The sequence below is a fragment of the Tardiphaga sp. genome (assembly GCF_028290495.1).
Lineage (GTDB): Bacteria > Pseudomonadota > Alphaproteobacteria > Rhizobiales > Xanthobacteraceae > Tardiphaga.
The window spans coordinates 14,306-29,618 of sequence record NZ_JAQGJT010000099.1; the positions used below are offsets into that span (position 1 = coordinate 14,306).

Annotated in this window: 10 protein-coding genes and 1 pseudogene; 2 read left to right on the forward strand and 9 right to left on the reverse strand. The window is 54.8% G+C overall.

Annotated features, from left to right (window positions below; genetic code table 11):
* Positions 1-17: 17 nt before the first annotated feature.
* The 7 genes from JWQ24_RS15830 to JWQ24_RS15860 all read right to left on the reverse strand — a co-directional run bounded on the left by JWQ24_RS15830 (position 18) and on the right by JWQ24_RS15860 (position 9,461).
* Positions 18-2,024: a bi-domain-containing oxidoreductase gene (locus JWQ24_RS15830; protein WP_299809808.1), complete on the reverse strand. Its 2,007-nt coding sequence runs from the start codon at positions 2,022-2,024 to the stop codon at positions 18-20.
* Between the two features lie 116 nt (positions 2,025-2,140).
* Positions 2,141-3,463, reverse strand: coding sequence for a UDP-N-acetyl-D-mannosamine dehydrogenase (gene wecC, locus JWQ24_RS15835; RefSeq protein ID WP_366521448.1), 1,323 nt, complete (start codon positions 3,461-3,463; stop codon positions 2,141-2,143).
* Positions 3,408-4,526 carry a UDP-N-acetylglucosamine 2-epimerase (non-hydrolyzing) gene (gene wecB, locus JWQ24_RS15840; RefSeq protein ID WP_299809811.1) on the reverse strand — a complete coding sequence of 373 codons (1,119 nt, stop codon included), beginning with the start codon at positions 4,524-4,526 and terminating at the stop codon, positions 3,408-3,410. The genes wecC and wecB overlap by 56 nt, the downstream gene beginning before the upstream one ends.
* A gap of 44 nt (positions 4,527-4,570) precedes the next feature.
* Positions 4,571-5,722: a sugar transferase gene (locus JWQ24_RS15845; RefSeq protein WP_299809813.1), complete on the reverse strand. Its 1,152-nt coding sequence runs from the start codon at positions 5,720-5,722 to the stop codon at positions 4,571-4,573.
* 148 nt (positions 5,723-5,870) lie between these two features.
* A complete protein-coding gene (locus tag JWQ24_RS15850; RefSeq protein WP_299809816.1) occupies positions 5,871-7,100 on the reverse strand; it encodes a glycosyltransferase family 4 protein in 1,230 nt (409 codons plus the stop codon).
* Positions 7,075-8,751, reverse strand: coding sequence for an alginate lyase family protein (locus JWQ24_RS15855; RefSeq protein WP_299809818.1), 1,677 nt, complete (start codon positions 8,749-8,751; stop codon positions 7,075-7,077). The genes JWQ24_RS15850 and JWQ24_RS15855 overlap by 26 nt, the downstream gene beginning before the upstream one ends.
* A complete protein-coding gene (locus JWQ24_RS15860; RefSeq protein WP_299809820.1) occupies positions 8,748-9,461 on the reverse strand; it encodes a class I SAM-dependent methyltransferase in 714 nt (237 codons plus the stop codon). Before JWQ24_RS15860 ends, JWQ24_RS15855 begins: the two co-directional genes overlap by 4 nt.
* Before the next feature lie 1,251 nt (positions 9,462-10,712).
* Between JWQ24_RS15860 and JWQ24_RS15865 the strand changes: the two are divergent.
* Positions 10,713-12,001: pseudogene (locus JWQ24_RS15865) on the forward strand (IS5 family transposase); the annotation flags it as partial.
* 372 nt (positions 12,002-12,373) lie between these two features.
* On the forward strand, positions 12,374-12,739 hold the full coding sequence (locus JWQ24_RS15870; protein ID WP_299809822.1) for a hypothetical protein: 366 nt from the start codon (positions 12,374-12,376) through the stop codon (positions 12,737-12,739).
* 1,265 nt (positions 12,740-14,004) lie between these two features.
* On the opposite strand, the gene JWQ24_RS15875 is transcribed toward JWQ24_RS15870, so the two are convergent.
* Together JWQ24_RS15875 and JWQ24_RS15880 are read right to left on the reverse strand one after the other, a co-directional pair.
* Positions 14,005-14,400 carry a hypothetical protein gene (locus JWQ24_RS15875; protein WP_299809824.1) on the reverse strand — a complete coding sequence of 132 codons (396 nt, stop codon included), beginning with the start codon at positions 14,398-14,400 and terminating at the stop codon, positions 14,005-14,007.
* A gap of 223 nt (positions 14,401-14,623) precedes the next feature.
* Positions 14,624-15,088, reverse strand: coding sequence for a helix-turn-helix transcriptional regulator (locus tag JWQ24_RS15880; RefSeq protein ID WP_299809826.1), 465 nt, complete (start codon positions 15,086-15,088; stop codon positions 14,624-14,626).
* Positions 15,089-15,313 lie beyond the last annotated feature (225 nt).

Genomic DNA, 15,313 nt, shown 5'->3' on the forward strand with positions numbered 1-15,313 from the left:
ATCTTCGGCTACGGCCGTCACTTCAGCAGCTGCCCCTGCACCGCAAAGCTCACTTGAGACGCCGACAGTTGATCTTTGAGCGATATCGGCCATTGCCCCGTGGTGGTCAGCGCCTCGCCGAGCACCCGCATTTCATGCATTTGGCCCTTGTCGGCGACCAAACCTTTCCAGCCGCCCTGCCCGCCGATAACCGAGAGCTGCTTGTAATCATCCAGCACAAGTACCTTTCCATCGACGAAGATCTCGGCCCGTTCCTTTGGATAGTTGCGATTTCCCATCGATGTGTAGGTCAGCGTACACACCGATCCATCAGCATATCGGATGGTTGCGACGAAATTATCGTCCCGTCTCCAGTGCTTGCTGCCGGGTGTAATCGACACGGCATGAACTTCAACGGCGCTGCTGCCAGTCAGTGCGTTGAACAGATCATAGATGTGGCACGCCTCGCCGATGTTGCGCCCTCCGCCCTCCGGACCATGCACCCAATGATCGCCAGGGATGTAGCCGGCGTTCATGCGGTAATTAACGATCAAAGGTGACGCACGACCTTTCAGGATGCCTTGAGCAGAGACGATGGCCGGTGAAAACCGCCGGTTGTAACCGGTCATCAGCATCGGGCCCTCGGGGTTTTGCGAGTAGAATTCTTCGAACGAGTCCAGTTCGGACTCGTTCATGGCCAGCGGCTTTTCAACGAAAACATGCTTGCCTGCGCGCAGCGCGGCGAGCGCCATCCGCGCATGAAGGTTGTGGCGCGTCGAAACCAAGACGAGGTTGATCTCGCTGTCCGTTATCGCGTCCTCGAAATTGGTGGATGCCTTTGCCGCCGAGAACCTTTCGGCGGCGCTAACGGCCGACAATCCGGTCTTGCTGACAATTAACCGAACGTCGAATTTGTCGCCTAGCTTGATAAGGTTCGGAAGATGAACCCCCGTGGTGAAGCCGCCAGAGCCGACGATGGCCACCTTGATCGACCGATCGACGGTCCTAGGCTTGTTGATCTGGAGTGACGTAAGGCGCTCTTCGCTAGCCCGGGGGTATCCCAAAAGAACCAGGAGCGGCTTTCGCTCCCCGCCGGTGAGCGCCTTATATGCCTCTTCTGCCCTATCGATGTCGAATGGTGCTTCCAGCATGTTGCCCAGCTTCACGCTCCCGCAAGACAACAGACGGAGGTATTCTTGCATGTTCCGATTTTCGGTCCAGCGGACGTACGGCAGGGGATAGTCGGCCCCTTCTTCTTCGTAAATCGGATCGTATCGGCCCGGGCCGTAAGAGCATGAGATCAATACGTCTAGCTCTTTGGCGTAGATATCTTCTCGGGCCATATCAAGACCGACATCGCCAACGATCACTACGCGCGCTTTCTTGCGGCACGATTGAAAGGCTTCTTTCAGGATATCACTGGATGCTGAGGCAGCCGTTATAATGACGGCGTCGGCGCCGTATCCATCGGTGAGCTTCAATATCTGGGCGGCAAGGTCGTCACCGCCAGCCTTGATGCCGACATCGAGGCCGTTCTGCTGCGCGCACGCGATGCGGTCGGAATCCACATCCGTCGCAATAACCCTGCAGCCGCTCGCCTTGAGAAGCTGCGCCGTAATTTGGCCAAGGATACCTAGGCCGATCACCAGCACTGTTTCGCCCATCGTCGGGACAGCTCGCCGTACTCCCTGCAAGGCAATTGCACCGAGCGTTACCGTGGCGGCTGCATCGTCGGGCAACCCATTAGGTACCCGGACACATAGATTGACGGGGACATCGATGAACTCAGCATGATTGGCGATACCCGCGCCGGCACAGGCCACGCGGTCACCGACCGCGATATCAGTTACTTCACTACCCACATCAACGACGACGCCGGACGCCGAGTAACCAATAGCCATGCCGGCGTCGAGCTTGCCTTTGACCTGCTTGTAGACGCGTGCGATGCCCTGGTCGCGCATCATTTGAACGACCCGCTTCACGTGATGCGGCTGCCTTAGTGCCCTTCGGTAAAGCGGCAGCCCGGACATCTTGATTCCGGCCATCTCGGTCCCCACGCTGACGCAGGATCGTTCTACGCGCACTAGGACGTTTTTGCTACCGACAAGCGGAGCGGGTACGTGCTTCAAGAACACTTTCCCCGAGCGGACAAGTAGCTGCTTCATGACCAAACACCGCGCGTATCAATCACTAGCTTTCCCTTCAGATTATCGGCCGCGATGGCGTTATAGCTGCGGTGGTTTACCAGCATGACAACTATCTGCGCGAGTTCTATTGCTTCATCCACATTGGTCGCCAGCCGAATATTTGAATTCTTCCGCAGCATAGGAGGAAGTTGCGTGATATGCGGTTCAGAGACAATTACATTGCAATCATGCCAAGATGCTGCACTCTCCGCGATGTGCACGGCGGGGCTTTCCCGGAGATCGTCCACGTCCGGCTTAAATGCAAGACCGAGCAAGAGCACCGTCGGGCTCGAATGGCTTTTTTTCACTTCGGCAACCGCTGCGCGAATTTGAGCCAGAACATGGCCAGGCTTGGAATCGTTAACCTCACGCGCGGTCCTGATCAGGATCGCTTCATCTGGCGCCGCCGATACAATGAACCAAGGATCGACTGCAATGCAGTGTCCGCCTACGCCCGGCCCGGGTTGCAGAATATTGACCCGGGGATGATGGTTTGCAAGCCGGATGAGGTCCCAAACGTTAATCCCAAGTTTGTCGCAAACCATTGAGAGCTCATTGGCGAAGGCAATTCCGACATCCCGGAATGAATTTTCAGCAAGCTTGCACATCTCGGCGGTTGGAGCGTTTGTCAGCAGAATCCCCCCTTTGCAGAAGCTTCGATACAGCTCTTCTGCGCGCGCGGAACATTGCGCAGACATTCCTCCGATCACCCGATCGTTTTCGACGAGTTCGACAAGCACCCGCCCGGGCATAACGCGCTCGGGGCAATACGCCACGTTGATGTCAGGCGCCGTATCATTCTCGGTCGGAAAACGCAGATCCGGCCGCATCTCGGTAAGGCGCCTTGTGAGATCAGCTGTCGTTCCCGGCGGGGAGGTTGATTCCAGAACGATCAAGTCGCCACGCTTGAGAAACGGGGCAATGGAGGCTGCCGCAGCACCTACGTACGCCATATCGGCCTTGCCGTCGCGGACGGGTGTCGGAACTGCGATCACGAACGCATCCGCCGGTTCCGGCTTCAACGATGCACGAAGCCGTCCATTGGCAACCACGATAGCCGTGACCGCATCCAAGTCGGGCTCCACAATGTGAATCTCGCCGCGCGAAATCTTGGCGACGATCTCAGGATCAATATCCACGCCGACGACTGATATTCCCTTCGATGCTAGAACTGCCGCAGTTGGGAGTCCAATGTAGCCTAAACCAATGACGCAGACTGTTCCGTAACTATTCCCGCTCATCTCAGTTCCGTTCTTCAATCGCAACGCGTATACGCTTTGCGGCATTTCCATCGCCATAAGGATTGATTGACCTTGACATTCGCAAGTAGTGATCGTTGTCGCGCAGCAAGCGGTTTGCTTCGAGCAAAATACGTGCGCGTGAAGTACCCACCAGAATCACAGTACCGGCGTCAACGGCTTCGGGACGCTCTGTAGTGTCTCGCATGACAAGAACCGGCTTGCCGAGCGATGGCGCCTCTTCCTGGACGCCGCCCGAGTCCGTGATAATGAAGTGAGACCGCTCCATCAGATAGACAAATGGGCTATAGTCCAGTGGCTCGATAAGGTGAATCCGAGGGTGGCCGCCCAACAAGCGATTGACCGGCTCGAACACGTTCGGGTTCGGATGGACCGGATACACTATCTGCACATTCTGGTTCTGCGTCACTATGTCGATCATGGCGGCGCAAATGTTCTCGAACCCTTCGCCGAAGCTTTCACGCCTGTGTCCGGTGACCAGGATAACCTGCAAATCGCCGAGAAAGGCAAATCGCGCCTTGAATGGCTCGACCAATGCGGGGGTGGACCGGAAACGCTGTGCCGTCTCCAGAAGTGCGTCGATTACAGTGTTTCCAGTCAGATAAATATTCTTTAGATCGACGCCTTCGCCCAAAAGATTTTCCTTCGACCTTTCGGTCGGCACGAAATGTTGAGTCGTCACTAAGCTTGTGATCTTGCGATTCAGCTCCTCTGGAAAGGGAGCCCTGAGCGAACCGGATCGCAAGCCGGCTTCCACGTGGCCAATCGGTATGCCGCGATAGAAAGCCGAAATTGCGCTTGCGAAGGTTGTCGTCGTGTCACCGTGAACGAGCACCAGATCCGGCTTCTCCACATCCAATACCCCACCAACGCCGACAAGAAGCCGCGCCGTTAATTGATCGAGCGCTTGATCCGGGCGCATGGCATTGAGATCATGGTCCGGCGTTATATCAAAAAACTGAAGTATCTGATCGAGTATCGCACGGTGTTGCGCTGTCACGCATACGCGAACCTGCAATATCGCGCTCTTCTGCAACTCCTTTACAACCGGTGCCATCTTGATAGCTTCTGGCCTAGTCCCAAATACAATCAAGGTCTTCATCAGGACACTTCACCAGTCAGACGTTTAAACGCGAGTTGCATGGATCACCGCGCGTTCTTTTTGTAAAGTACGGCATGCACCGTCTTCAGCAAGGTTCGCAGATCGAGCTCGAACGACACATACTTGATATAGTAGAGGTCATAGCTCACCTTGCGGCGCGTGTCTTGGAGATCACCGGCGTACCCCATTTTAACTTGAGCCCATCCGGTCAATCCGGGGCGCATCAGATGCCGATAATTATACTGCGGCATCACGGGCGAATACTCTTCTACGAGTTTTGACCACTCTGGCCGCGGCCCTATGAGACTCATCTCCCCCCTAAGGATATTGATGAATTGAGGTAGCTCATCCAGCCGGTAACGGCGCAAAAGACGTGCGCCGCGAAAGATGCGAGCGTCATCCACCTGCGTAGTAATTCCCGCGGTCTCCGCTCGAGGCGGCCCCATCGTCCGGAACTTCCAAAGCAGGAATGATTGATTGCCGTATCCAATCCGTTTCTGCCGAAAGAGGACCGGAAAGCCACTCACAAGAACGATATACACGGATATCAAAATGCACAGGGCCACGATAACGGGGGATGCAACAATACATATCCCCAAATCGAGGCAGCGCTTCATCTTGATATATAGCCTCTGGCTTAGCGAGTGATCGAGGTCATCCAGCTCCACTGCCGCCAGATATACCCGCCCAAACCGGTGCTCGTAAAACTTCGAAAACGTAATGATCTCTCGCCCAAGATATTGCGCCTTTGCCACGATCTCCGATTTGTGCCCATCGTTGAAGTGAGACACAAGCAACACGTCGAAATTCAGATCTTGATCTTCATTGGTGTATGCCGGAATCGAATTCCCTAAGGCCTCCTCCAGTTCACCATCGAGCTCATCGCCTACCCAGACGGTCCTGTCGCCGTGATACTTTGCAAGGTTGATAGAAAGCATTGATCCGAAGACCATGCACATTCCGAGCGAAAGGAAAATAAGAGAGATCGAGTAGGGTATCCTCGAAAGAGTGAGAACCGTCAGCAGTGTCAGAAATACAAAACCGATAATTCGGCCAGCGAAGGTTATTGGGAATTCACGATTGACAGTGAACGCGATAATTCCAAGAGCCGCCAGCGCGGCCGCGACGGGAAGAACGACTGATGCAGGAATATCGACAGCTGTACTAGTTGCAAGTCCGTACGCGGCAATGGCCAAGACATCGGCTAGCAGTAAAGATACGACGTAGGGCACTACGACGAAGGCCCTCTTTATGTACCAGCGTATCGATCTACTTAACACCTTGGAGCCCCCCCCTGTTTTTATTCTGTGTCTGGACGGTCGCATAGCTCGACCTTGGTAGTAATCAGGGATTTCGCACTTGGGTGCTTTCCAAGACCGAAAGGACTTGGCGGGCGAGTATTGGCCGCGCGTACTTCAGAGCCGTTTCTCGACCTCGTTGGGCAAGTCTTCGGCAATGATCCGGTGACGACGCCAAGCTCGCGATCGCATCGGCCAAAGCCTTTCCATCGGCTGGCATTATGAGTTCAGCCGCCCCCGAACTCAGTAATAAGTCTTTAGCTTCGCCTTGAACGTTTGAGATGATCGGGGTGCCAGTTGCCATCGCCTCAAATATTTTGGACGGCAGCACGGTGGCAAAAAGAGGAACGTCCCTCAGCAATACCATTGTTGCGTCGCTGATCCGCCAGTAGTTAATAATTTGCTCATGCGGCACGGAGTCTATGAAACTTATGTTCCAAATACCCTTGGATCCTACGATTGACTTGAGGCGGTCTCTTTCTGCTCCATTGCCGACTATTATTATTCGAACGGTGGGACAACTGACAGCAAGCATGTCAGCGGCTTCGAGAACGATGTCGATGTCATGCGCGAGCCCTATTGTTCCTATGTAAGAAACAACAAAACAACCGCTGATTTTGAGGTTTGCAAGCAGGCCATCTGGAATATCTCCGGCCTCGAACATTTCTGACGCCGCACCATTAGGAATGACGTGGACCTTTTCTCCATTTACACCGCGCGATGACAGAATCCGTTTGAACGAATGGGTAAGGGCCACAATGGCAGTCGCGCGTTCGTATAAAAGCTCCTCGAGACCACGTACCATGCGCATGGCCCGACTTTCGCGCATCGCTCCGACCGCAATTACAGAGTCCGGCCAGAGATCTCGTAACTCGAAAACAAAAGGGCATCGCCGGAGGCATGACACCCACCACCCAGCCACCGCTGTAAAGAATTGCGGCGAAGTTGCCAGGACCACATCAGGTCGGCGGACGAACAGGCTCGCTAATGTCCCAACAACCATGAAACTCATGAAGTCGATCAAGCGAAGCATCGTTCCAGAGTTCTGGAAAATGAAAGTCGGAACGCGGATCACATCGATGCCAGTAATTGTCTCGCGTGAAAACAGCCTCTGCCTGTAGCCCGGAAACAGCCGGCCGGCGGGAAAGTTGGGAAAGCACGTAATCACCGTGACCCGCTGACCAAGCGCCACCCATTCGCGAGCGTGCTCGTAACAGCGAATTGCCGGCGCGTTATTTTCGGGCGGAAAATTATCTGTGAGCAGAAGAATGTGCATCAACACACGAGATTCTTGTCGTAAAATTTGCCGGAAGCATCTGACGGGACGTAATTGTGATCACGAAGCGATGTTCAGATGCCCCAAACGTCGATGCGAACGTTCCATTTTCAATAGTCATGCAACCAGCAGTTGTGTCGAAAAAAAAGCAGCTACCGCCGGCGGTAGTAACAACAGCCCGGTTTTCAGCCACGAACCCAGTCGCACCTACAGCTAAGGGAAGCCGCATAACAATTGTGTGTTGCCCACTACCTTTGATACAATCCGTGATCGTAACGTCGGTGTCAACTCGCAAACGGCGATGATGAATCAAAGATTTATCGACGAACCGATATCCATTGTGCGATGCGGCAGCCTCGATTCCGTTGACCTGCTTCACAAGTTCGGCTGCGAAAGGCTGGGCGCGACCGCCAACTCTGAAGGAAGCCCACACTTCTGATGAATTCAATCCGTCGAGCTCTACCGTGCTGTGCGCAGCTGTCGATCTCTCCCAATCCCTTTGAGCGCCTTCGTCGTAAGTGGACGTTCCGCTGTTGCATATGAGACGTTCGCCATCGAAGGCTACCTCAACAGAGAGCGTGTCAGCATGGGCGTGCCCCGGGATATAGCTTGCACCTACGGCAGCCGCATCGAGAAAAACGACCCACGGCCCTTGCTGAAGCCGGAAGTATCCGCTGTCCTTCTGCCAACTAGTAGTTTGGCACGCCCCCCCCCTGAACGCGACGCCAAGTCGTCGCGCTTGATCGCGCAAAGCGGCAAGCGTAGGTGCGATACCGCTCGCGTTGTCGTTAAATCCGGCCATACCACCATCTGGGAATGTCATCACGGCCAGCCAATCAAGCATGCGGCCGGCAACTAGCGGCCATTGTTGTGCGTTCACGGCGCTAGCAAGTTCTTCCGGGTATAGCTTCGCCAGTTGGATTAGGTCCAGAATATCATGCAGAATAAGAGCATGGTACATTGGCGAAAGTTCAAAATGCCCCCCATCTGGCAGTATCTGGGACGGCAGCTGCTCGGACAGAATGCTCAGCCCTCGTTGCAAGTAACGGCTGCCAACATCCTTGGACAGAACAGTTCCCGCAAATACTAAAGCTACCGCATTTGCAAAAATGTGGTTACCTAACAGGTGCCATTCCAGCGAATGAAACAGCACCTCCGTCTGAGCCGCCAAACTATCGACCATCCCCGCCGTTGGCGCGTGGCCTGCGAGTATCCACTTCGTCCAATTAGCGAGCCGCCTCGAAATCGGATAGGGCTCCCAACCGCTTCCATGCAAGGGACGATTTTCATTTATCCAGCGCGATATCAGACTTCGATGCCAAGCCTCTCGCGAGGACGAATCTTTAGCGACAAGGTCCTCAAAATAGTGGAGGTGGTATATCCACAGTCTCGGCATTTTGGAATTATTCCAATCCGCCGCGGTGGCAACCTCGCCTTTCAAGGATAAATGAAAGAAATCGGTCGGCGAAAGCATCGTCGAACTGCCACTCAAGCCGTCCCAAAGCTGTTGCGGTAACGGCCTCAAAGAGGTTCCTGCAAATATCTTCGGGCGAACGGGAAAAAGGCGACGCGACAGCCTGTTGCGGAGCTGAACAGGCTTGAGATACGAGACTGTCCTTAACAGCCGCCCGATGTGCGACATCTTTGTCATTGAATTGGCTTGATAAGCTCACCGATCATGACCACGCGGAAGCGCCGCATGAACAAAAAACGGTTGACGACACGCTCATACACTATGCCGAAGAGGTAGGGGATGAATCCAATCCGCAGATATTCGGGCCTACTCTCGATGAGCTCAAACTCACCTAAATGAAGCCCGGCCGAGCGAGCATACCGCGCAACATCGTCTGGCGTATTGCTTCGGTAGACAGTTGGAAACGTGTCCTCTTCAGAACGACCGCGCCAAGCATTGTATTGCGCATGAAACCAGTGCGGCGTTATGCGGGCTATAAAAGGCATATAGTGAAGTTTGTTAGGCGTCTTGAATACAAATCGACCGCCCGGCTTCAGAATGCGCGATATCTCGATGAACACGGATTTTGGATCAACGAGGTGTTCCAACACATTATCCGCGAACACCATGTCGAACGTAGCAGGTCCGTAGGGAATCCGCTCACCTACGCCAACCAATGCTTCGTCGAGATGTGGATTTTCTGCCACCCTAGCGTCTGGATCAACGCCACAGACCTTTCGGGCAAGCCCTCGAAAATTCATTTTGTCAATTCGCCCCTGCCCGGCGCCAAGATCGAGAATGGTCAGGTCCGACGTAACTCGTCTCAGAATGAATTGCCTGAATGCAAGATCGTCCCAACCATCCTCGACGCCCGGGTAGAACAACTTATCCAATTTGAATACGAGCACCCAAACTAACTCCTGGTGACCAAACAGATCGACTTAACACCTGTTCGGATTATTAACTTGAGTCTCGGCATTCTTGGGAGCATTAGATCGGAACCCTACGTAAAGCGGTCAATCCCACAAGTCTAGCTTCTTCCGGGGCCAAGAGCGCAATATCGACCTTTCCTCCGATATTATAGAACACTTTTGAAGCTGTGCCGCACTTTGCCAATCGTCCGCTCCCGATTGATCCAGCACTTTAAAGAATCGCAAGAACTTGCAGCCAGCATCTCCGCCGCGAGGGCGCGAAATTTTACGATACTGAGACTGAAAATCAGGCGCGGGACGATTTGCGTGCTCGGAGAAGGAGGACGATTTGAGGAACTCGAGCCTTAGTGGTCGCCAAATTTAGATTTTGAGATCACGAAAAACATCGGGGCGTCGGCCACCTGAACAATCTATGTGTTACTCGAATCTGCACCACTTAAACGCCGAGATCCAGCGGATCTGCATGCCGTAATTGCAACAAGCGGCGGGATTGCAGTTGATGCCCTCTCTGTTTTATTGACTGACCCCATGCCTGTTACAGCCAAAACCGAATTCGTGACACAAATAATAGTGCGGCTAATGACTATCGGTCCAGCACCCTCAAATTCAAAGATTACGACAACCGGTTAGCGATCAACTTTCAATTCTGTCCTAGGACTTTGAACCATTTACGGGGAAGGCCGAGCAAATAAGCTCGATTGCGCAAATCCTGAATGTTTCGGTTCAGGCTCTCTGCGATGGCCTCTGGGGCCAAGCCGAATTGTGCTAGCTGCCGAAATTTTTCATCTTCGTCTTTCGTCCAACGTAATCGCGCTGTCGCCGTCATGCCGCCCCCCAGGCTCTGGTGGGGGACATACCACACTGGAAAGCTGCCGTGCAATCCGATCAGAGAGCGCCGGCGCCTTCAGAAACCAAGTGCTACTTCGCACCGGGCGAACAATGTCCAATTAACCAAGCGGTTCTGAGCACTGCTGGCGATTTCTAATAGCGATCCGGCGCGGCCGCTAATGCGACCGGAAAACTGCGATCCCGCCAATTTCAGTCAGACAGTCAATAGTCGTCCGTGAAGAATGCGGAAGTGGCTGGCAATCCGGGCTAAGCTGCTTCGTTAAAGTATTCAATTTTGCAGGAAAGCCGCAGTGCTGCCGCGGCTTTCCTGCGTTTTGGGATTCTCAATTCGGGCGATTCGTGATTCCGTTGTGCGGCGTTTGCTGGCGGGAGGGATCGATGAGCAGGCCGCGCGACGATCGTCAGGTCGATTTGTTTCGGCCGGCGCTGGAGGAGATCATCGACCTCGGGCACCCGCTGGTGCGGCTGGCCGCCGAGCTCGATTGGGAGTTGTCGGCACACGGTTCGGCGCAGTGTATCGGCCCGGGCCCGGGCAGCCGCCGTTGCCGACGCGGCTGATCGCCGGGCTGCTGATCCTCAAGCACATGCACAACCTGTCCGCCGAGGTGCTGTGCGCGCGCTGGGTGGAGAACCCGTATTTCCAGTTCTTCTGCGGCGAGGCCGTGTTCCGGCATGACCTGCCGTTCGATCGCTCCTCATTGACGCGCTGGCGCCAGCGGCTCGGCGAGGAGCAACTCGCGGCCCTGCTGCAGGAGAGCCTGGCGGTGGCGCATCGCAGCGGCGCGCTGCAGACGAAAGACCTCGAACGCGTGGTGGTCGACACCACCGTGCAGGAAAAGGCGGTGGCGCATCCCACCGATGCTCGGCTCACCCATCGTGCGATCGAGAAGCTGGTCGATCTCGCCAGACGCCAGGGCGTGGTGCTGCGCCAGAGCTATCTGCGGCTCGCCAAGCGGGCGGCGATCATGGTCGGGCGCCACACCCATGCCCATCAATTCAAGCGCGCCCGCCGCGCGCTCAAGTTCTTGCGCACAAAGCTCGGCCGCATCATCCGCGATATCCGCCGCAAGATCGAAGGCAACGCCGTGCTGGAAGACCGCTTCGCGCCACTGCTCGATCTCGCCAGCCGGGTGCGGCAGCAGGATCACCGCCAGCGCGGGCCAAAGGTCTATTCGCTGCATGCCCCGGAAGTCGAATGCATCGGCAAGGGCAACGCGCGCAGGCCATATGAGTTCGGCTGCAAGGTCTCGGTCGTCACCCCGGTCACGGCGCCCAAAGGCGGCCAGTTCGTGCTGCACGCCAAGGCGCTGCAAGGCAATCCCTATGATGGCCACACGCTCGGGCCGATCATCGTCGATCTGCAAAAGCTGACCGGCGTCGAGGTGCAGCGCATTCATGTCGACAAGGGCTATCGCGGCCACAACCATCCCAACCGCTTCAGGGTCCGGATCTCCGGCCAGGTCCGGCGCGTGACCAAGACCATCCGCCGCGAGATGAAGCGCCCCGCCGCTGTCGAGTCGGTGATCGGTCACCTCAAGGCCGAGCACCGCATGGGCCGCAATTATCTCAAGGGCCGCGATGGCGACCGCATCAACCCCGTCCTCGCCGCCACGGGATTCAACTTCCACCTGCTGCTGCGCTGGTTCAAACGGCTCTTGCATGCCCTGATGCAACTGCTCCGGAGCATCAGCCGCCCGCCGCTATACACTCAAATTTGCGCGCGGCGAAAACTTCACGGACGACTCAATAGGCTTCCGAAATTCGACCGTGGTCCTATCGATACCTTCTGACAATTTACTGCGTCGAGCAAATACAGCTCAAGGCGGACAAACGTTTTTATGATTCCAAGCTCCGTCAATGCGAGGATCGCGCCGATGAGACTGGGAGCCGATGAGACTAGGATCGGTGAGCCGCTTGAGTGAACCAATAATTTCGCACCACCGAATGGATGACTTCGCATCCACAGATTGGTTGCTGCTTTGTAGCTTGATTGTGTCCACTTATTCTTGCAACGTCTGTTTTTGGACAGGGAGCGGCAAGTGAGCAAAGAACAAAAAGAATACAAGATTGAAGATGGATGGATAACTAAGCACGCCGACGGTTCGATGACTGGAGGCAAGGGGAACGTCGAGTTCAGCGTGGACGAGGATGGTGTCGGGCGCTCCTTCTTGAAGTCGATTAACAGTGTCGCGATCCACAACATAACTGATATCACAAATTACGCCATCCTGCGCGACGACACAGCAACAAGCCATTATATCGTTTTCAGGGACGGCGGAGAAGTTCGACTTTCTTACAAGCCCGACGGCCGGCTCTTAGAATTTACAGTATCGCGGGCTGCCGTGAAGATCGCCAATACTGGGCACATCTTGATCAAATGCAAAGCCTCTGAAGAAAATAGTTAAAGCAGCGACGCCCGGACGGGCGGCGCAGTTGCAATTTCGAATCAACTTCACGATGCCTTTTGTCCACAATAGTGCTGAAGCTTGACGGCGCGACGGTGACGGCTACCGAGCGGATCGCTTCGTCGATAAATCTCCATACATTGCCATGCCTTCCATGTGATCGGCGACGGCGCGGATGTAACTCAGTCGACCCAAACTTCGATTTGACCGACCTGTGCACCCTTTGTGAATTACGATACAAAGCGGGTTGGCATTGGTTACTTCGTCCAGAAAGCCATGGCTAATTACAAGCTACACAGCGCAGCGATCACGGGCATCAGCGGCCGTGCACGTTTCTCCGCAGCAGCCAATAGCGGCGGTTATCGCGGCGGGAGCTCGGTTTGACGAAGAAGCGAGTATTGCGTTGTGGATAGTTTTTACGCCGGCGCGCCATTCGAACATCAATCCGCTGGCCGTGTCTTCGGTGACTCGGCCGTGATCCGAAGCACGACTGGTATCAGGCATTAGCTTGGCTATGATAATTTAGTCGCCAACCGAACGCATCCCGGAACAATTCAACTAACATTTGTCTGGACGCTGCGTTCCGTGCGCTTCTATCGACAATCGCCTATGGCCAGCATGCGGCGGCGTAGCCGGCTAGGGTGGTGAAGCGAGGCAGCCTTTCCGTTAATTCACGACGATGGCGACCGATGCGCTAACGTTGCGGCGATCGGATCAAACTCACAATCAAGCAGATTGACGCCGCATAGCAGAGTAAGCCGGCAGAAAACAGTAACCGCGGAAACGATGCAACCGTGCTCATTACTAAGGCCGCGGTGCCAAACAGCAGATTTGCTGTCAGCGGCAATACTCGAGATTTCAAAATCATGATTTTTTACCCGAAACGCAGCCCATTATGGATAGTGAATCTCAGTACGCGATTCCGGATCAGGCGGCACTGGTTAAATTATCCGCCTTGAATGATCTGCTGAGATTCACTCTCAGTTTTCATCTGGCGGGGGCGGCACCTTGACGTTTGGAAAACCGGAAAAATCAGGGTAAGTGCCCAACGCTCTTCGTCAGTGACCTCATATCATTAATTTTTGCTGATTCGCTTGTTAAATCATACTCGCCACGCTCATCTCGGAGCCCGGGAGCAGGTACCACTGCGGCGACATTCAAGCCAACACCCGCTTTTCGACGCTGACGATTCCTCGTTGTCCCGATGCGCCTTCAACACCCTGCACTGGACTTAACTGCTGGGGCGCCGGCTTGACGGAAACAATCTAACGAGAGGCCCCTATCGGGAGAGGCCAATTTGTTTCGCTCATGATAGCGCGTGAGACAGGCTTAACGTTCCCGGTCTTTTTTAAAGGGATTGACTTGGCTGCCCGTGTCGTCGCGGCTCGCGCGTTTAACATCGATTGTTCTAACACATCGAACTTCGCCGACACGGCTGTCAGTTGCTCTGATAGTTGCTTCAGTTCGGCTTGTCGCGCCGCCAACGCCTGCGCGTTCAATTGCATTTGCCCGGAGATCTGTTGCTTTAATACGTTAAACTCGGCGAGCGTGGCCCTTTTCGGATCAGGTGTGACAGAACTGCCAAGCGTAGATCCTGAGTTGGTCCGACCTTCGTAAACCCTCCACGCAAAAGCTGACGCTGAACCAATGAACATCAGCACGAGAGCACTCGTGATCGTCGCAAGCCACCGCCTACTATCGGGTTGATAGGGGGGGCCGTGTTCAATTCCGTTTTCGTCGTATGGCCAAGTCATCACTACCCCCGCTCGTATATCGAGAACGACGTACTTTTCTTATCCATATCAGGCTTCTTTGAAATTTTTCTCGCCCTAAACAGGACGCCATTCCGGCAACGGGCTTTATCCGGCAAGGTGCAAAATCAGCTCAGCGCGTGTCGGACTTTCTGCGCTTTTCGGTTTCCCTGCTTGCGAGAGAGCGAATTGCAATACTCCGATCCTGCGCTGACGAAACGTTGCCGAGCTCCTCAATCAGGTCGATGAGGTGACTTCGAACATTCCCCGCCGTGATTTTTTGGAATCCCTGAACAAGCGCCAATCCCTCTCTTGTCGCCAAGAACTGGTGTATCGCGCTCAACGCGGACGACCTCATTCCGACGGCTTCCACATGCCCTTCATATATGGACGACATCGATACTTCGAGTGCCTTGCAAATCTGATGCACCCGGCTCGCACCAACGCGATTGGCCCCTTTTTCGTATTTCTGAATTTGCTGGAACGATACGCCGAGCCTTTCAGCCAGTTCCTGCTGGCTCATATTGGCTAGGAGTCGCTGCGATCGAATGCGCATTCCGACGGATTTATCAAAGTCGTCAGTTGACCGTACAGACATGAGAAAGCTTTCATCCTCGATTCGAGTGACGGAGGCATACCTTTCATTGCGCGATCGTGCAAATCTCTTTAGTCGGGCGCTTTGTTGGATGACGCGCCTCGGACAAGCTGCCGACTGCAGCAAGTAGCCGCTCAGCGCGCTCGGGACATTGTGTAGTAGGATCGGCGCCCCCACATTTGCATCTAGCTCCTTCGAATTTCAGCTACGGGTTTGCCAATCATGCTG